General features: G+C 56.6%; 18 protein-coding genes. 5 read left to right on the top strand and 13 right to left on the bottom strand.

Annotation, left to right across the window (positions count from 1 at the left end):
• Positions 1 to 10: 10 nt before the first annotated feature.
• Positions 11 to 910, top strand: coding sequence for a MurR/RpiR family transcriptional regulator (locus G7G_RS0106445; protein ID WP_010439723.1), 900 nt, complete (start codon positions 11 to 13; stop codon positions 908 to 910).
• A gap of 45 nt (positions 911 to 955) precedes the next feature.
• Here G7G_RS0106445 and G7G_RS0106440 read toward each other — a convergent pair whose 3' ends face one another.
• From G7G_RS0106440 to G7G_RS0106420, 5 genes are all read right to left on the bottom strand, one after another.
• Entirely contained in the window at positions 956 to 1,747 is a 792-nt protein-coding gene (locus tag G7G_RS0106440; protein WP_010439722.1) for an FAD binding domain-containing protein, read from the bottom strand.
• 95 nt (positions 1,748 to 1,842) lie between these two features.
• The gene (locus G7G_RS0106435; protein ID WP_010439721.1) at positions 1,843 to 4,203 is read right to left on the bottom strand and encodes a xanthine dehydrogenase family protein molybdopterin-binding subunit; all 2,361 of its coding nucleotides are present in this window, start codon (positions 4,201 to 4,203) and stop codon (positions 1,843 to 1,845) included.
• Positions 4,204 to 4,254: 51 nt separating this feature from the next.
• Positions 4,255 to 4,740 carry a (2Fe-2S)-binding protein gene (locus G7G_RS0106430; protein ID WP_010439719.1) on the bottom strand — a complete coding sequence of 162 codons (486 nt, stop codon included), beginning with the start codon at positions 4,738 to 4,740 and terminating at the stop codon, positions 4,255 to 4,257.
• Positions 4,741 to 4,894: 154 nt separating this feature from the next.
• Entirely contained in the window at positions 4,895 to 5,896 is a 1,002-nt protein-coding gene (locus G7G_RS0106425) for a molybdopterin-binding protein (RefSeq protein ID WP_010439717.1), read from the bottom strand.
• Complete coding sequence (locus G7G_RS0106420) at positions 5,893 to 6,861, bottom strand: XdhC family protein (RefSeq protein WP_010439714.1); 969 nt, start codon at positions 6,859 to 6,861, stop codon at positions 5,893 to 5,895. The genes G7G_RS0106425 and G7G_RS0106420 overlap by 4 nt, the downstream gene beginning before the upstream one ends.
• A gap of 206 nt (positions 6,862 to 7,067) precedes the next feature.
• Here G7G_RS0106420 and G7G_RS0106415 point away from each other — a divergent pair, with 206 nt between their 5' ends.
• A complete protein-coding gene (locus G7G_RS0106415; protein WP_010439711.1) occupies positions 7,068 to 7,568 on the top strand; it encodes a hypothetical protein in 501 nt (166 codons plus the stop codon).
• A gap of 3 nt (positions 7,569 to 7,571) precedes the next feature.
• Here the strand turns inward: G7G_RS0106415 and G7G_RS0106410 are convergent, their stop codons facing one another.
• Both G7G_RS0106410 and G7G_RS0106405 read right to left on the bottom strand, forming a co-directional pair.
• Positions 7,572 to 8,828: a vWA domain-containing protein gene (locus G7G_RS0106410; RefSeq protein ID WP_010439709.1), complete on the bottom strand. Its 1,257-nt coding sequence runs from the start codon at positions 8,826 to 8,828 to the stop codon at positions 7,572 to 7,574.
• A gap of 34 nt (positions 8,829 to 8,862) precedes the next feature.
• Positions 8,863 to 9,771 (bottom strand): AAA family ATPase, encoded by a 909-nt coding sequence (locus tag G7G_RS0106405; RefSeq protein ID WP_010439707.1) that lies wholly within the window; start codon positions 9,769 to 9,771, stop codon positions 8,863 to 8,865.
• 146 nt (positions 9,772 to 9,917) lie between these two features.
• Here G7G_RS0106405 and pyrC point away from each other — a divergent pair, with 146 nt between their 5' ends.
• Entirely contained in the window at positions 9,918 to 10,955 is a 1,038-nt protein-coding gene (gene pyrC, locus G7G_RS0106400) for a dihydroorotase (protein WP_010439703.1), read from the top strand.
• Here the strand turns inward: pyrC and G7G_RS0106395 are convergent.
• Both G7G_RS0106395 and G7G_RS0106390 read right to left on the bottom strand, forming a co-directional pair.
• A complete protein-coding gene (locus tag G7G_RS0106395) occupies positions 10,952 to 12,247 on the bottom strand; it encodes an MmgE/PrpD family protein (RefSeq protein ID WP_010439701.1) in 1,296 nt (431 codons plus the stop codon). The two genes, pyrC and G7G_RS0106395, sit on opposite strands and share 4 nt — an antisense overlap.
• A 38-nt stretch (positions 12,248 to 12,285) precedes the next feature.
• Positions 12,286 to 12,729 carry a type II toxin-antitoxin system RatA family toxin gene (locus tag G7G_RS0106390; protein ID WP_029621781.1) on the bottom strand — a complete coding sequence of 148 codons (444 nt, stop codon included), beginning with the start codon at positions 12,727 to 12,729 and terminating at the stop codon, positions 12,286 to 12,288.
• A gap of 72 nt (positions 12,730 to 12,801) precedes the next feature.
• On the opposite strand from G7G_RS0106390, the gene hpt reads away from it, so the two are divergent.
• On the top strand, positions 12,802 to 13,350 hold the full coding sequence (hpt, locus tag G7G_RS0106385; protein WP_010439696.1) for a hypoxanthine phosphoribosyltransferase: 549 nt from the start codon (positions 12,802 to 12,804) through the stop codon (positions 13,348 to 13,350).
• Positions 13,351 to 13,512: 162 nt separating this feature from the next.
• Here hpt and G7G_RS0106375 read toward each other — a convergent pair whose 3' ends face one another.
• Together G7G_RS0106375 and lipA are read right to left on the bottom strand one after the other, a co-directional pair.
• The gene (locus G7G_RS0106375; RefSeq protein ID WP_010439690.1) at positions 13,513 to 14,658 is read right to left on the bottom strand and encodes an amidohydrolase; all 1,146 of its coding nucleotides are present in this window, start codon (positions 14,656 to 14,658) and stop codon (positions 13,513 to 13,515) included.
• On the bottom strand, positions 14,655 to 15,605 hold the full coding sequence (lipA, locus tag G7G_RS0106370) for a lipoyl synthase (RefSeq protein WP_010439688.1): 951 nt from the start codon (positions 15,603 to 15,605) through the stop codon (positions 14,655 to 14,657). The genes G7G_RS0106375 and lipA overlap by 4 nt, the downstream gene beginning before the upstream one ends.
• Before the next feature lie 264 nt (positions 15,606 to 15,869).
• On the opposite strand from lipA, the gene G7G_RS0106365 reads away from it, so the two are divergent.
• On the top strand, positions 15,870 to 16,418 hold the full coding sequence (locus tag G7G_RS0106365) for a peroxiredoxin (RefSeq protein WP_010439686.1): 549 nt from the start codon (positions 15,870 to 15,872) through the stop codon (positions 16,416 to 16,418).
• Between the two features lie 50 nt (positions 16,419 to 16,468).
• Here G7G_RS0106365 and G7G_RS0106360 read toward each other — a convergent pair whose 3' ends face one another.
• Entirely contained in the window at positions 16,469 to 17,392 is a 924-nt protein-coding gene (locus tag G7G_RS0106360; protein WP_010439684.1) for a hydrogen peroxide-inducible genes activator, read from the bottom strand.
• 52 nt (positions 17,393 to 17,444) lie between these two features.
• Complete coding sequence (locus tag G7G_RS0106355; RefSeq protein ID WP_010439680.1) at positions 17,445 to 18,542, bottom strand: DUF6456 domain-containing protein; 1,098 nt, start codon at positions 18,540 to 18,542, stop codon at positions 17,445 to 17,447.
• Positions 18,543 to 18,719: the final 177 nt, after the last annotated feature.

Raw genomic sequence — 18,719 nt, 5'->3', positions numbered from 1 at the left:
TTCTTTAACCATGCAAAACAAACCAGCCCAACTGACCGAGCAGCTACGCGCCGATATCGAATCCCTGCCTCAACAGATGCAGGCCGCAGCAAAATACATCATCGACCATCCCGGGGATTTTGGGCTCGACCCGGTCCGCGTTACGGCTAAGAAAATCGGTGTAAGTTCAAATGTCCTCGTACGTCTGGCGTACCGTCTGGGCTTCGACAGTTTCTTGGCTTTTCGAAAACCATTTCGGCAGACCCTTGTCACCGACCGCGAGGATCGGTTGGGCCAAGATTGGTTAGGCCGCATGCGTTCAGGTGATGACTTTAGCGCGGCTCAAGCAGGGTTCGCGCAAAATGAGCTGAATGTCGTTACCCGCTCCCTGCGTCTGGCTGATCCCTCGTTGGTAAAGCAGGTCACGGACCACATGTTGTCAGCAAAACGCTGCTATATCACAGCAACCCGAGCCAGCTATGCTTTGGCCTATTATTTTCACTATGCCGGTCGGATGGCACACCCCGGATTTCAATTGGTCCCCCGGCACATGGGTTCCGCCGTCGATGATCTGCTCGAGGCCGATTCAGCGGACTGCTTGTTCGCTATCACCGTTCACCCCTATTCCTCGGACACTATCCAATCCATGCGTTTTGCGCGTAAACGCGGGATGCGGATCGTCTTATTGTCGGATAGCGAAGTCATTGCCCCTGGTGTTGACCCGGATGTCGTGCTGCCAGTCAGCACCCGTACTCAACATCACTTTTCCAGCTTCTCCGGGGCCATGGCTGTACTCGAATGCCTGATCGGTCACCTTTTTGCTGCAGGAGGGTCGGCAGCGCGCGACCGCGTCGAACGGTATCAGACGGCTCGAGAAGACACTGGCGCATATTGGCGACCGGCTAAGCCGCCTCGGGTCAGAAAAAAGTAAAGCCCCGGCTTTCACCGGGGCTTATCGATTTGGTTGCGAACCTGCTTAGCTGCAGGCCTCGACGGCCCGTTTTGTCATCACGCTGACCAGATGCGCGCGGTATTCTTTGCTGCCATGCAAATCCCCGATCATGTTCATCGGATTGATGTGCAGACCCAGCAAAGCATCCGTACGGAACTCTTTGTTCAAGGCCTCCTCGGCCTCGGACCAACGGAACACTCCATCTTCGCTGGCGCCGGTTGCAGCAACCCGCACGCCATCCGCAAACCGGGCGAGATAGACCCCGACCAATGCAAAACGGGACGCTGGTTGCAAGAACTTCTGATAGCTCGCAGCTTGCGGCACAGGAAAACGCACCGAGGTGATAATTTCACCCTCTTCCAGCGCAGTCGTAAACATGCCTTGAAAGAAGTCATCCGCCGCTATCTGGCGTGTATTAGTGACAATGGTCGCCCCTGAACCCAGCACTCCCGCCGGATAACAGGCCGCCGGATCATTGTTGGCGACAGAGCCACCAATGGTGCCGCGATTACGTACCGCCGGATCTCCGATCTGACCAGCCAAGGCCGCCAGCGCCGGATAGCTGCTCGCTGCATCCGCTGCTACATCTGCGTGGGTCGTGGCACCACCAATGGCAACTGAACCATCATCCTCGACACAGACGCCCTTCATCTCGGCAATCCCGCTGACCGAAACCAGCGTTGATGGCGCCGCCAATCGTTGCTTCAACGTGGGGATCAGGGTCTGACCACCCCCCAACGCCTGCGCATCCTCACCCGCCAACGCGGCAACCGCGTCAGCAATGGTCGAGGGCTTCTCAAAATCGAAATTGTACATTTCGTTCTTCCTTTCCGAAAGGCGCGGATCCGCCCTTCATCTGGCTATAAATATCTCGGGGAGCGCGAGGGGTTGGCCCCTCGCACCCCAACCTTTCAACTATGCATCGCCGTCCAAACACGCGACGGGCTCATCGGCATGTCAATGTGATCAACAGCCTTTCCGCCCGAATTCAGCGCATCCAAAACCGCGTTGACAACGGCAGGTGGCGAACCGATTGCTCCGGCCTCGCCACAGCCCTTCACACCCAACGGGTTGTGCGTACACGGCGTCTGGCTGGAATGGTCGACTTCATAGAACGGCAGATCATCCGCGCGTGGCATCGCGTAGTCCATGAAGGACGCGCTCAGCAGTTGACCGTTCTCGTCATAGGCGCAGTTCTCCAGCAGCGCCTGACCGATGCCCTGACCAATACCACCATGTACCTGACCATCCACGATCATCGGGTTCACGATGTTGCCAAAGTCATCTGCGGCGGTGAACTTCTCGATGCTGACCTGACCGGTCTCGGGGTCCACCTCGACCTCACAGGCATAGGCGCCGGCCGGGAAGGTAAAGTTGGCCGGGTCATAAAACGCGGTCTCCTCCAGCCCCGGTTCAACCTCCAATGGGTAGTTGTGTGGTACATAAGCCGTCAGGGTCACATCACCCCAGGCCACCGACTTGTCAGTGCCCGCGACGCTGAACTGACCGTCTTTCAGCTCGATGTCGGCCTCTGACGCTTCCAACAGGTGAGCTGCGATCTTCTTGGCCTTGTCGATTACCTTTTCAGTCGCCTTGACCATGGCCGAACCGCAAACCGCCAGCGAGCGTGAGCCATAGGTGCCCATCCCAAACGGGATCTTCGAGGTATCGCCATGTACAATCTCGACCATCGACTCATCGATACCGATCATGTCGGCCACAACCTGCGGGAAGGCCGTCTCATGCCCCTGCCCGTGGCTGTGCGCGCCCACCATAACGCTGATCGAACCGGTGGCGTTTACCCGCACCGTGGCAGCATCATATAGACCCGCCCGGGCCCCCAACATGCCAACGATGTTTGATGGCGCGATACCGCAGGCCTCGATATAACAATTGACACCTAAACCGCGAAGCTTGCCATTGGCCTCGCTCTGCGCCCGCCGAGCGGCAAAGCCAGATAGATCGGCCGCGGCCTCGAGCTTGTCCATCGTCCCGTTATAATCCCCGGTGTCATAGGTCAGCGCGACCGGCGTGTCATACGGGAATTGGGTAATGAAGTTCTGACGACGCAGCGCAATCGGATCAACGCCCAACTCTCGCGCGGCCTTGTCGATGACCCGCTCCAACTGGAATGTCGCCTCAGGCCGGCCCGCGCCGCGATAGGCATCCACCGGCACCGTGTTGGTGAACATCGCCCGCACATTCACCTGAATGACTGGCGTCTTGTAGTTCCCCGCCATCAGCGTGCCGTGCAACCAGGTCGGAACCGAGCTGGAGAAGGTCGATAGATAAGCACCCAGATTGGCATGAGTGTTGGTGCGCAAACCGGTGAAGTTGTTCTCCGCATCCAGCGCCAGCTCAATCGTGGTTACATGGTCGCGGCCATGGGCATCCGACATGAACGCCTCGGAACGGCTGGACGTCCACTTGACCGGGCGGTTGCAGGCCTTGGCAGCGAAGGTGCAGAATGCCTCCTCCGCATAGTGGAAAATCTTGGTTCCAAAGCCACCGCCCACATCCGGGGCGACCACCCGCACCTTGTGCTCGGGTAGGCCCAGAACAAACGCGCACATCAGCAAACGGATCACATGCGGGTTCTGCGACGTGGTGTAGAGCGTGTACTCATCCGTGCCCCGGCTGTATTCGGCCACGGCCACGCGCGGCTCCATCGGGTTTGCGACCAGTCGGTTGTTGACCAGGTCCAGAGTGGTGACGTGAGCTGCATTGGCAAAGACCTCATTGACCTTGTCATTGTCTTCTTCGCCCAAATGCCAGTCATAACAAATGTTGTTCTTGAGATCGTCATGAACCAACGTCGCGCCATCCTGCGCAGCCGCTTTCATATCCAGCACGGCAGGAAGCTCTTCGATATCCACCTCAATCGCCTCGGCCGCGTCGCGGGCAAGCGCAAGGCTGTCGGCAACAACAGCGGCAATGGGATCGCCCACATGGCGCACCTTGCCTTGCGCCAGAATCGGATGCGGAGGTTCCTGCATCGGGGCCCCATGACGGTCGGTGACTTCCCAGCCGCAGGGCATTCCGCCCACGCCTTCAAAATCCTTGCCGGTGAAAACCTTCACCACACCTGGCATGCCCTCGGCAGCAGATGTGTCGATATTGGTGATCCGGCCATGTGCGATGTCGGACCGTAGAAAATGCACATAGGCCTGGCCATGCACGTTGATGTCGTCGGTGTAATTGCCTGCTCCGGTCAGAAAGCGTACGTCTTCACGCCGCTTGGAACTGGCTCCGATGCCACTGTCTTTGGGCATTGCTTGTTCTCCTCCCTGGAAAAGAATTTTCGTAGAAAATTCTTACCCGCCTTACTCGGCGGCGATGCTGGAGACGTCCTGGCCGGATGCGGCCATGATCGCCTTAACGATGTTGTGATAGCCAGTGCACCGGCACAGATTGCCTTCAAGGTACTTCCGGATTTCCCCTTCGGTCGGGCGCGGATTATCCTTGAGCAGTGCCGCAGCGCTCATCACCATGCCAGGAGTACAAAACCCGCATTGCAGCCCATGATGATCCTGAAAGGCCTGCTGAATGACATTCAGCGAACCATCTTCTGCAGCCTGCCCTTCGATCGTACCCACATCGGCACCATCCGCTTCCAAGGCCAGCATATTGCAGGATTTGACCGCCTCACCATTCACATGCACGACGCACGCACCACATTGTGCTGTGTCACATCCGACATGTGTTCCGGTCAGCGACAGATGATCACGCAAAAAGCTGGACAGCAGCGTCCGGCCTTCAACGTCACCACTAACGGCTTTCCCGTTCACGGTCATTGAGACCTGTGTCATGAGATCCTCCCAATTTATTGTTTTTCCTTAGCCCCGAGTTAAACACGGGAAATTTTGTTTGAGAACAAAAATATTTGCCCGATTTTTCCGCAACTTCTTTGCTCATCTCACTAATCATGAAGCGTATGATCGAAACGGCAAAAATGCCGTTACGTCACTTTTGTTTGGCAGCGCGAGGTTGCGGCCGTGTAGGGATTTCCTTCAGTAGCCCTCCGACACCCATCGCTGCGATGTCAGCACCCGTCGTCTCGATCCCGCAAGCGACTCGAGACAGCACCCAATCCGCCCCGTTCAGTGCAGGCGAACGGGCGCATCCAGGCAGACCGATGATTGGGCGACCACCCAAAGACCCCAGAAACAACAGGTTTCCTGGATCAACCGGCATCCCAAATCGGTCGACTGCGCCTCCGGCTTCTCGAACAGAGGCCGGTGCCACATCATTTTCATCCGACGTGGCCGATCCGGTCAGAATCATGACGATCTCGCCGCGAACGGACTTTAGCAAGGCTGCTAAATCACCCTGTCGATGCGGAACAACTTTAACGTCGCACAGGTCCATCCCCAATGCCTCAACCCGGCCACGAATGGCGGCAATACCTTTTTCGTTCGAAGGCCCGCCGGCAATATCGGTGATGACGAGCCCGGCGTTCTTGTATTTCGGCACCGAAAGTCGAATGGAGTTCTGCGCCTGTTCGGCCGCACGGCGAACGTCGGTTTGCTGCACCGCATAAGAGATGACTTTGATCGTCGCGACCATGCCGCCTGCCGTCATCTGTTGGTACTGCGGTACGGTTGCGACCGTGATCATCGGATTGACCCGATTGAAGTTTTGCAGTGCATCAGCGTCCAAGATTGCCACGCCTGGACCATCAGCCAGCAAGTTGACCCGCCCTGTGAAGGCGTCGGTCACGCGCAGGTTGGCCTTTGCAGGGTCCGACACTAGGGCTGCAGACAGCATTGCCGCCGCCTCATTCTCATGACAATCGCCGGGCTCAAGCTTGGCGACCGTTACCTCAGTCAGACCAGCCTGCTGCAATTCAGCGATATGCTGGGGCGTCAGCGTGATACCCTTGCGCAACCTCCGGTCACCTGCCTTGACGGAATGAGCCAGAATCGTGCCGCTGGCGTCGGCAACGGCTACCGGACCAAACTTCACGCCTTGCCCCGCAGAACCGCTGTCATTTGTGCAAGGATGGCCACAGCGATCTCGGAAGGGCTGGCCGCACCGATATCCAGCCCGATCGGTCCGTGAATCCTTGAAATCTGCTCGTCTGTAAACCCGGATTGTTTCATCCGATCGATACGCTTGGCGTGGGTGCGCTTGGACCCAAGTGCTCCGATGTAAAACACATCGGCTGACAATGCGGCCTGAAGCGCTGGGTCGTCTAGCTTGGGATCGTGGGTCAGCAGAACAAGCGCCGTTCTTGTGTCCAGCCCCAGTTTCGACACCGCCTCATCCGGCCAGTCTGTCAGGATGGTCTCTCCGGGAAATCGGACGTCCGAGGCAAAAGCTTCGCGTGGATCAACAATCGCTGGATCGTAGCCAGCGAGGCGTGCCATCGGCACAAGTGCTTGGGCAATATGCACAGCTCCAATCACGATCAATCGCAAAGGAGGATTGTGAACCGCAACAAAGGTTTGACCATCTTCTTCGAACCCGGACCTATCCATGCGCAATCGTTCGGTATAGGCGTTTCGACGCAATGCTCGGTGGCCGGTTTCAGTGTTTACCTCATACGCCAAAGGTTCACGCCTCGCCCGTGCGGCGACCAGTTCAGCCAGCATCGGTTCAGACAGGACTTTTCCAACCGGTTCGACGAGAACCCTGATCGTCCCACCGCAGGCCAATCCGACGGCAAATGCGTCATCATCGCTGACCCCAAATTCCAGCAGCCGGGCCTCACCTTCTTCGATGGCCTCCAACGCCTCGACAATCACTGCGCCCTCTACGCAGCCGCCTGAAACCGAACCTTCGATCCTACCGTCGCCTGCAATAACGAGCTGCGCACCGACACGGCGTGGTGCGCTGCCCCAGGTCTCGACTACAGTTGCCAGAGCCGCACCCTTACCGGCGCGATACCATTCCAATGCGGTTTCCGGGCTGCTATCGAATCGTTCCATTGAGACCTCCGACCGTGCTCGGCTTCAACATAGTCAGCTTTACAACAATGAAAAGCGGTCCGAGGTCTAAGTTTCCGGCGCTAACAGGCCGGTTTTGAACTCATATTCATAAAAGATTGATTGTCATCTGACTGCACTCTAGCTTGGACGCAGTTTCGGGTACTTCCCGAAATCACCCCTGCATATTTCAAAGCGGAGACAAACAGTTGAAACGTATTCTTACACTGGGAACGGCGCTTGGCATGATGGCTGCCAGCGCCGGATGGGCTGATACATTTTTGAAGTACGGTGAGGTTGAAGGCTGGAAAGTCTTCATCGATCAAGACAAGAAATCCTGCCTGATCGAAGCGGTGGATGACTCGGAAAATGTCGTGCAGATGGGGCTGACCGAAGATCGCGGTGTCGGCTATGTGGGCGTTTTCACCAAAGCCAAAACCAATATCAAGAAGGGAGAGAAAGAAGCCGTCGCCATCCTCATCGGAGACAACATTTATGTTGGTGAGGCCACTGGCATGAAAGGGAATATCACCAAGGGCTATTCAGGCGGGTATGTTCTGTCAGACGATCCTCAGTTCGCAGATGACCTTGCCAAAAAGAAGGTGATGGTCGTGTTCCCGGAAAAAGAGTTCGCCTTCACAGTTGATCTGACCGGCACTTACAAAGCCATGGAAATGGCGCGAAAGTGCAATGAAGAACAGCTGTCTTAAAATCTAGTCGGCAAGCGCGGACATCAGCCGCGCTTTCTGACCCTGATCGTCAGGCTGAGATATTACGGCGGCCAGATCTTCCAGCGACGCAATCGAATGCCCGGCGCGGAAGCTGTCGACATGTGGAAGCATTGTCGCAACGCCCTGGGCTTTAGGCGCGAACCCACCCCAGCGCAGCAATGGGTTCAGCCAGATCAAGCGTCGCGACGACAGGTGCAAACGCTCGATTTCCTTTTCCAGCATCTCGGGATCGCCCCGTTCCAAACCGTCGGTGATCAACAACACGACCGCCCCCTGCCCCATGACACGCCGCGACCAGTCGCGGTTGAACTGATGCAGGCATTCTCCGATCCGTGTTCCGCCTTCCCAGTCCTGCGCCTCGGCCCCGGCAGCGGCCAGAGCTGCATCGACATCACGTTGATGCAGATGGCGGGTGATGTTGGTCAGGCGTGTGCCAAATGTGAAGGCGTGCACTTTGGCCCAACCTGCGCCTTTGGCATTCGAAACCGCGTGAAGAAAGTGCAGAATGATCCGACTGTACTGGCTCATCGATCCGGAAATGTCGCAGAGCGCTACCAAATTCGGCCAGCGAGGTTTTGGTTGCAGGCGCGCGATATCGCGTAGCTCGCCACCCTGCCGCATGGCTGACCTAAGGGTGCGTGCGCGATCGATGCGGTGACCGAGATGACTGGCCTGACCACGCCGAGACTCGATGGGTTTGACCGGTAGGTTCAGGCGCGACAGCATGCGTTTGGCCTGGGCGATCTCGGATGTGCTCATCTGTTCGAAATCGAGGTTGCGCAAGCGTTCTTCGGAGGACGCGGTTTGGGTCGCGTCGATCTCGATCTCACTTCCTTCTTCCTGCTCCGTCGTTTCCGGCAAGTCGCGTTCGACGCCATCTAACAGCGCCTCAGCCGCGCGTTTTTCCGCTGCATCCGCCTTTCGTTCCTCCTGAACTCCGCGAATGGCCGGTAACATCATCGACATCATGTGCTCGAGATAGCGCGGATCACGCCAGTAAAGGCGGAAGACCTGCGCAAAAACCGTGCGGTGCTCAGGCCGGTTCACGAAACAGGCATGCAGCGTCCAGTAGAAATCTCTTTTCTCGGTGAAACCCGCAGCCTGCACTGCACGGATCGCGTCTACCACACGTCCGGTTCCAATCGGCAGCCCGGCCTTACGCAAAGCGCGCGCAAAATGGGTGATGTTCTGAGCCAGCTTGGGGTTGTCCGGGATATCGAGTGGGAGTTGTTCGGCCATCACACCTCCGAAATATTTGCAAGCGGATGAAGCATCAGGCCGGTTCGAGGTCGGCCTTGGCCTGATCGAGAATGCGCTTGGCCTCGGACCCTTGAAGCTTTTGGATGTCGTCCTGGTATTTTAGGATCGCACCCAACGTATCGCCAATCACCTCGGGGCTGAGGTTGATGACGTCCAGCGCAAGCAGACATTTAGCCCAATCGATGGTCTCGGCCACCCCCGGTTTCTTGAACAAATCTTCAGTGCGAAGGCACTGAACAAAGGCGACAACCTCGCGGCTCAGCGCCTCAGCCGCTTCAGGCGCTCGGGCGTGCAGGATTTCGATCTCTCGATCAAAGTCCGGATAATCCACCCAGTGATAGAGGCAACGGCGTTTCAGCGCGTCGTGCACCTCTCGCGTGCGGTTCGAGGTGACGATCACGATCGGCGGTTCAGGCGCTTTGACAGTACCTAACTCAGGGATCGTTACCTGAAAGTCACTGAGGGCTTCCAGCAGGAACGCCTCAAATGGTTCGTCAGTCCGGTCCAATTCGTCAATTAGCAACACAGGCGCCCCGTTTTCATCCGGTCGCATGGCCTGTAGCAACGGGCGTTCGATCAGATAGTCGTCCGAAAACAACTCGGTCTGTAGCGCGCTCCGATCCGCACCGCCCGACGCTTCGGCGGTTCGGATCGCCACCATCTGAGCGGGGAAATTCCATTCATACACAGCGGAGGAGGCATCAAGACCTTCGTAACACTGCAACCGGATCAAGCGACGCCGCAATCCCGCGGCCAACGCTTTGGCAATTTCGGTTTTGCCGACGCCCGCCTCACCTTCCAGAAACAGAGGCCGACCAAGCTTCAGCGAAAGAAACACAACCGTCGCCAAAGCCCGGCCACAGACATAGCCCTCAGAGCCCAAAAGGTCCTGTACGGCATCGATGGAGTTTGGCTGTGTCATGAGTTCCCCTTTTTCCTGCGCCCCAACAGGTCATGACCACAACCAGAGGTCAAGACCACCATCCGTCAGAGACTTACGACGATCTGCCTCACCGGCAAGGGCAACAGGGTCTTTCGCCACCCAAGCGGCTGTGCTAGCCGGGGGCCATGACCCATTCCCTGACGATCCGCCGCCCCGATGACTGGCATCTGCATCTGCGCGATGGCGCGATGCTGCAAGCCGTCCTGCCTGAAACCGCGCGCCATTTTGCCCGTGCCATCATCATGCCAAATCTGGTTCCGCCTATTGTGACCGGCGATCATGCGGCCGCTTACAGAGAGCGTATTCTGGCCGCTTTGCCCGATGATATGACATTTGAGCCACTGATGACGCTCTACCTGACCGAAGACACGGACCCTACCGATGTCGCAGCGGCGCATGCGACGGGATTGATCAGGGCGGTCAAACTGTACCCGGCAGGTGCAACGACCAATTCGTCTTCGGGCGTTCGCGATTTCGACAAGGTGCGCCCGGTGCTGGAGAAGATGGCCGAGATCGGTCTACCGCTGTGTGTTCACGGCGAAGTCACGGAAGCAGAGATCGATATCTTCGATCGTGAGGCCGTGTTCATCGACCGCGTTCTTGATCCAATTCGCAAAACAACACCTGGGTTGCGTGTGGTGATGGAGCACATCACGACGTCAAACGGCGTGGATTACGTCAAGGCGAACGAGAAAGATTTGGGTGCGACGATTACAACGCATCACCTGATCATCAACCGCAACCACATACTGGTCGGCGGCATCAAGCCGCATTACTACTGCCTGCCGGTCGCCAAACGCGAAGAGCATCGGCTGGCGCTGTTGACCGCCGCGACCTCAGGCGACGCGCGCTTCTTCCTTGGCACAGACAGCGCGCCGCATACGGATTCGAACAAGGAAATGGCCTGTGGTTGCGCCGGGTGTTTCACTGCAACCAATACGATGTCACTGCTGGCTGAAATGTTCGAGCGCGCTGATGCGTTGGAAAAGCTGGAAGCGTTTACCTCGCTTAACGGCCCGGCCTTTTATCGTTTACCTGCGAACGAAGAGACCATCACGCTGACCAAGGGGGACGAGGTCGTCTATCCCGCCAAAATCGAGAGCGGCGACGGCCCCGTGACCGTATTCGATCCGGGCTTTCCGCTGCATTGGCGCGTCGCTTAATCAGTTAGCCTTTCAGCCAAATCCGCTGCGCGCCCACCGGTGCGCAGCATCGACCAGATCGCATCTGCTTCATCCCCACCGATCAGTTTTGACGCTTTGTCCCTGACCCGATCTTCGCGGTCTGAAAGAGACATCGCGGCGAGCAGATCATAGCTGGCCTCGCGGCGGGCGCCATCGCGGCGCAAGAGGGACAGATGGGCTTGGGTCTCGGACAAACTTTCATCTGCCTCTACCGTAATTCGATCCCGCAGGGATTGAAGCCTCGGGTCTGCACAAATCTTGGCAGTATAGCTGCCCGGTAGTGCCGTATCGTACCCCATCGATTGCATTGCGATCACTGTGCGATAAGAAAACTTCGCACCCAACCCGCTAGTCGGCTGCAGTTGATTGCAAACGCTCATCCAGCGGGGGTGCGTTTTAACCTTGATCTCGGCCACCTCTGGTTCGGCAATGTCAAGATCGCGCGCGGCCTCAAGCGCCGCGTGCAGGCCGTGGCAGCAGGCGTGGAACTTGTGGCTTACGTTTTCGAACAACCATTCATCACCCAACCCATCGAGCGCCGCATTGATATCGTCTGCCCCCAGATGTGTCGCCCCAAACCCAAACGGACCTTCCAACGCGTCAGAACCGGGTTGAAATCCATTGCGGATCAACTGAGCCGCCTCAACGCCATTCGAGGCCGCAAGCCCAGCATTATAGGGTTTGCCCATGGTTCCGAACTGTGATTTCTGTCCGGATGCTCTTGTTGCGGTCAGCCCCAACAGATCACGCATCTGCTTGGCATCGAAGGACATGATGCGCCCCGCAGCTACCGCAGCCCCAAACGCGCCCGCCGTGGCGGTCTGGTGAAAGCCTGCCTGATAGTGACCACGGCCCAACCACAGTCCAACGCGGATCGACAATTCCATCCCAACAAGCGCTGCTTCGAGCAAATCGACCAGCGGCCGATCCTCCCACGCCGCAAGCGCAAGGGCCGCCGGAAATACAGCAACCGATGGATGACCGATATGGGCAAAATGGGTGTCATCGTAATCAAGCGCGTGGGAAACGGTACCATTCACCAGCGCCGCAGCGCGTAAAGGGGCCGAACCACCTCCGAACAAGCGGGCCTGCACGGCACCACTCTCGGCAATAACCATCTGACGAATGATGCGGGAAACAGGCTCTTCCGCACCCGCCCGCCCTACGGCGAGCCAATCCAACGCGGAAAGCGATGTCACGATTCGAGCTTGTGAAGTGGTCGACACAGGACCAGCGGCGAATTCGGCAAGGGCGGATGTGAGATCGGTCATGGCGCGCAGTCTAGCGCGCGCGTCACGCGCGTAAAGCCTTAGCCGTAGAGGACGGCAGCACGTTGTTCGAATGCGCGCACGATACGGTGCATAGCCTCGTTGAACACGACGCCGATGATCCCTTGCAGAACCGCATTTTTGAACTCGAAGTCAACGTGGAACGAGACGTTGCAGCCGTCATCCGTATCTTCGAACTCCCAATCGGAACGCATGTATTTGAACGGACCGTCCAGATACTCGGTATCGATCCGTTTATGAGCATCAAACAACGTAACCCGGCTGCCAAAGCGTTCGCGGAACACCTTGAATGAAATAACCAGATCCGCTTCCATCACCTTGCTATCGCCCGCGGCATAGGTCCGACGGATCCGGGCCGCGGCGCACCAGGGCAAAAACTCAGGGTAGTTTGCCACATCCGCGACCAGATCATACATCTGCTGAGCGGTGTAAGGCAGTGGGCGGGTCTCGGAATGGGTTGGCATGATATCCGGGATTAACTGGTGACAATGGCGCGTGATTTCGTATGTTGCGCGCCAAAGATCAAGGGGGCAGCGATGAGCCAACGCGCATATGTGATAGATGAGATGATCTCGGCCAAGGCAATTGCCGCCCGGATCGAAGAACTTTGCCGCGAAATCACAGCCGAGTTTGGCGGTACCGACAAGCTGGTTGTTGTCGGCCTGCTGCGCGGCAGTTTCGTCTTCATCGCCGATCTAGTGCGTGAGCTAGACCTGCCCATTGAGGTCGATTTTCTTGAGGCATCGTCCTACGGAGACTCGATGGAAAGCAGCCGAGAAGTACGCATTCTCAAGGACTTGCGGGGCGCCATTGAAGGGCGTGATGTGCTGGTAGTCGAGGATATCGTGGACACCGGCCATACCCTGAACCACGTCTCCAAGCTGCTCCGCACCCGTAAACCCCACCGGTTGAAATCCATCGCCCTTCTGGACAAACCCAGCCGACGCGAGGTCGATTTCCGCTCGGATTGGATCGGGTTCGAAATCCCTGATGAATTTGTCGTGGGCTATGGGATCGACTATGCGCAACGCAATCGCAATTTGCCGTTTATTGGCAAGGTTCGATTTGTCGAAGATCAGGATTGATGAATTTGCGCCACTTCCTTCGCATGTCGCAATGGGGGCGAAATCCGCCCTCGGAACGGCGGGTGAAACTGGTGTTCGGCGCAATCCTTGTCTGTCTTTTGGTTGCCGGCGTTGAATATATGGGCTGGTGGCCCGAATGGGCAGAAAGCCAGCCCAGAAAGCTCAAGCCTTGAGCGTTTGTTCGATCGCTGCAAGAAATATGTCGGTCCCGATCGGGATCAGAGCATCCGGGAAATCATAGTCTGGGTTGTGCAGTTGCGGATGATCCCGGCCTGCTCCAAGCCAGAACATCGCAGTTTTCGCGCCTTTGCCGAACTGCCCGAAATCTTCCGAGAACCGCTGTGGCGTCGGCACCAGTTTGCAGGGTATATCGCGTGTTTGGCAAGCCTCTGACAGAATTTGCACGGCTTCATCCGTATTTACACAAGCCTCAAACACATCGTCATAGCTGATTTCGACACCCAGCCCATGCGCTTGAGCGCTTGCGCTCACAAGCTGCTCCGCCTCGCGGATCAAACCGGTCATTCGCGTATCTGATACCGTCCGCAGAGTAACCCAAAGCTCGGCCATGCCAGGTGCAACCCCGAACGTGGTTTCACCCAGCCGCGCATGGGTTAAGGTCGTCAGAGCGTAATCTGCATCCAACGCCCCACCGTGTCCCAATGCGGCCAATGCAGGTATAAGCTCAGCCAAGGCTCCAGCCGGTGAAAGCCCATCCTGCGGTGCGGCTGCATGCGAGGTTTTGCCTGTCAGCACGATCCGCATCCCGCGGGAGGCGCAATTGGCTGGACCGGAGCACATCTCGACCGCTCCCAATTCCAGCCCCGGAAGATTATGCAGAGAATACACGTAGTCCGGTGCAATATTGGCGAACTTGTGATCGGCGCGAAAGGCTATAGCGCCCTGCCCAGTTTCCTCAGCGGGTTGAAAAATCAGAACGACGCGCCCTTTTGCTGGGCGCTTATCACCAAGAACGAAAGCCACACCCAAAACCATTGCCATGTGACCATCATGCCCACACAGATGCCCCTTGCCCGGATGTTGCGACGCGTATCGCGCGCTTGATATTTCCTGAATCGGCAAACCATCCAGTTCGCATCGAATACCTATCGTTGGCCCCGGTTGGCCGCTTTCATAGACTGCCGCAACTCCATGACCACCGATCCCGGTCAAAACCGCATCAGGGCCGCAAGCCAGCAGAAGATTGGAAATACTTGCGGCGGTTCCGCGCTCCTCGCCCGAAATCTCCGGGACCTGATGCAGCTCATGCCGTTTTTCAGTGAGCCAGGATTGAAGCTCGGGTTTCACACCTGATTCAACTTCTTTTGACGGGCCTCACGCAAGCGAGCAAAATCATCACCCGCATGGTATGACGACCGGGTCAATGGGGTTGCCGAAACCATCAGGAAGCCCTTGCCAAAAGCAGCCTTTTCATAGGCCGCGAATTCTTCGGGTGTGACAAAACGATCAATGCCATGGTGCTTGGGCGTTGGCTGCAGATACTGACCAATTGTGAGAAAATCGATATCTGCCGCACGCATGTCATCCATGACCTGACGGACCTGTTGCTCGTCCTCGCCAAGCCCAACCATGATGCCGGATTTTGTGAAAATCGACGGATCCATCTCTTTAACTCGCTGCAGCAAACGCAATGAATGGAAATAACGCGCACCGGGACGAACTTCAGGGTATAGTCCTGGTACTGTTTCGAGGTTGTGGTTGAACACATCCGGCTTGGCTTCGACGACGACCTCTAGAACCGAAGGATCACCTTTCAGGAAATCCGGCGTTAGAATCTCGATCGTTGTCTTGGGTGACCGGTGTCGCACCGCGCGGATGGTCTGAGCAAAGTGATCTGCGCCGCCATCCAGCAGGTCATCCCGGTCAACCGACGTGATGACAACATGATTCAAGCCCAGCTTTTGCACCGCGTGCGCCACGCGCCCTGGCTCAAACGCATCCAGCGTATCCGGCTTACCCGTCGCAATATTGCAGAAGGTACAACCACGCGTACAAATCTCACCCATGATCATCATGGTGGCGTGGCCCTGGCTCCAGCATTCGCCTACGTTCGGGCATCCGGCCTCTTCACAAACAGTGACCAGATTGTTGTCACGCATGATCTTGTGCGTTTCAGCATACCCTTTGCCACCAGGCGCTTTGACACGAATCCACGCAGGTTTGCGCGGCGCTGCATTATCAGGCCGATGCGCTTTTTCGGGGTGTCTTTGTTCGGGTATTTTCAGATCACGCACGGCTGGCTTTCCTGACTTTGGGTCAATTTGCTTGGTGCTTAACATAAACTGACTTTGTTGGTTACACCAGCGGCGCATAGCCGCTATGCAGACCGCATTCGCGACTGCAGCAAAAGCCTCAAATCAGCCACATATTATTACCTGTTTTCAGTCAAATGGCCTGCGAATAAGATATATCGCAAGTGCACCATATCTAATGTTGAAGCCGCTCTGGAATCGTTCTAACCCTCACGTTAATCACATGTGAATCACAGGAGTTTGATGATGAAAACCGGTGCAAAACTGCCTGACGTAACTTTCCACACCCGCGTCCGCGACGAGGCAATCGAAGGCCCCAATCCCTTCCGCTGGGAAGACAAGACAACCGCAGATTATTTTGCGGGCAAGCGCGTCATCCTTTTCTCGCTGCCTGGTGCATTCACCCCGACCTGCTCGACCTATCAGTTGCCCGGTTTTGAAAAAGGTCATGCTGATTTCGCAGCCAAAGGCGTCGACGCAATCTACTGCATGTCCGTCAACGACAGCTTTGTCATGAACAAATGGGCTGCGGATCAGGGTCTGGAAAATGTCAAAGTCATTCCTGACGGATCCGGAGAATTCACCCGCAAGATGGGTATGTTGGTCGATAAGGACAATCTGGGCTTTGGTATGCGCTCGTGGCGCTATGCGGCCATCGTCAATGACGGTGTTGTTGAGGCATGGTTTGAAGAGCCCGGCCTGATGGATAACTGCCCCGAAGACCCTTATGGTGTGTCGTCGCCAGAGAATCTGATGAAACATCTGGACGAAGCCCGCGAACCAGCGCTGGCATAATCCGATCAGACAAACCGATACCAGGCTCGCCATTTCGGCGGGCCTTTTTTTCAGGTACGAGTTCCCGAGACCACGTCTTCCCCAACCTCACGGATCACCCGCGCCAACCGATTGAACCACTCCTCTGCACCAGTCGAAACGCGACGCACCAAACCGATGGTTCTGGCTGGCTGCGGGGTGCCAAACCGGAGCAACCGCAGACCAGGCACCGCATCTGTCTCGGCCTGCGCTGCGAGTTCTGGCATCAAGGTCATACCGAATCCTTCCGCGACCAACCGAGACAATGTCGCAAGCGATGACGCGCCCATATTTATCTGACCGCTGGTGCGATCCTGCCCGCAAACTTCAAGTGCCTGATCAGTCAAGCAATGCCCGTCTTCAAGCAGCATCAACTGAGCCGTCTTAAGGTCCACCGGCCGCAACGCCTCGGGGCTGATTGTCAGCCGATCCAGCCGGGCTTGACTTCCTGCGAGCAAAAAGCGGTCTTCGAATAATGGTTCTTCGTGAAAGGCTTCGCTGCCTAGCGGAAGCGCCAGAATAGCCGCATCAATCTCACCTGAGCGCAGCATTGAAAGAAGTCGCTCAGTGCGGGCTTCACGAATCTGCACCTTTAACGAGACATCTGACGCGCGCAACCCAGCCAGCACCCCCGGCAGAAGGTACGGGGCAACGGTCGGAATTATTCCAATCGATAGGGAACGGTGCCCACCAGATTGATCACGCGCGAATTGATCCAAACGCGTTGCCGCATTCAGTACATCCTGTGTGTATTCCAGAACATCTCGCCCAAGTGGGGTCAGCAAAATATCCCGCGCCTGCCGTTCGAACAGTGGCCCGCCCATCGCGTCTTCCAGTGCCTTGATCTGAACGGACAGCGCAGGCTGCGATACATTGCAGACCTGCGCACCACGACCAAAGTTTCGTTGTTCCGCGACAGCCCGGAAATACTGCAATTGTCGAATGGTAAAATTCATAACCTCTGACTATCATTTACAGCCCGTTACTCAAGACCATCCTAATAGGTCATCAGCCGATCATGCGGTCTTGCTCGGCCTGATCCTGATAGTGTCGCTTTAGCCGCTGCAAAGCGATACGCAGAACGATCTTGCCCGATCGCGCCGACCAGCCCATGCGCTTTTCCGCCAACTCCAACCCTTCAAGGTAGCAGCAACAACGCAAGGCAACGTCGCTCAAACCCGGCCCTAAATCTGAAAGCGCCTTTGTTACACGGTCCCTGGCACTGGATTGGCCTTGCCCAATATGGGCATCTGAAACGAAATCTCCGCGCCCTCCACAGGTCAGAAAGCGATCCCAGTTCTGCGTGATCTGAGGGCCTATCTGTGCAAGTTCAAAATCCTCACGCAAACGCTCACCCGCGCCGACCAATGTCTCATCAAGGAAAGGTTTACCGCTCTTGTCCCGTCGCCGCGCCAATGCGATCAGGGGGCTTTCGACCGTGTTATAACGAACCTTGGGTTGATTTGAGGTACATGTACCCGAGTTTGCGGGCGTGAATGAAGTCTGAAATTCGGCCATGCCAAATTCATTCTGAGTGCGCGCCCGGTTTTCCACTTCGGCAATCAAGTGGCTCAGTGCCGTGCGTCCCGCACTTGAAATACGATATCGTGAAATCCGACCGGGATTGTCGCACGATATCCAGTCATTTAACGCCAGCGCCTGCGCTGTTCGGCAATCCACAACTGCTGTTTTGGTTGTCCCGCCTTCACCGTTGTCCCGAACCACTACGGCCTTATCCATGTCTTCGGCCACTGCAAGCACAGCACCGGATTCACACAAACGTCTCAGAACACGCAGCGCTTCTCGTTCGAACTCTGCGTTTTGAGTTTCTGGTCGGTTCTCTTCGGATGTTACGACTGCAAACGCAGGATTTTTGAATTCCGTGGGTGAAAAATGCGATTGGGCCAATGATTGTAACGCGGCGTCCACCAAAGGATCATCGCGACGCATCTCGACCCTGCGGATCTGTCGCAATATGGTCGAGGCATGGCATCCAGCCGACCGCGCGATATCCCGTATCGACCGCCCAGATTCTGTATGGTCAAGATATCGTTGTGCTCCTTCGGGAACCCATGCCGGAACGGTGAAAGCCACGCTGTTTTCCATATTTCTTCGCCCTTGTCGACAAAACAAACTGACAGTTTTAGCCGTCGGATTCTTAGTTAACCAAATCTAACTAGAGGTGCTTTCGTTACTCGTTCGTTAATCACAGACGGCTCAGAGCAGAATTGATTCAAAAAGATAAACAGTGGTGAAACCATAGTTCGGGACGAACTACATCAA

The sequence above is a fragment of the Ruegeria conchae genome (assembly GCF_000192475.1).
Taxonomy (GTDB): domain Bacteria; phylum Pseudomonadota; class Alphaproteobacteria; order Rhodobacterales; family Rhodobacteraceae; genus Ruegeria; species Ruegeria conchae.
Note: the sequence above shows the minus strand (reverse complement) of the source record. Positions and strands in the feature narration are given on the sequence as shown.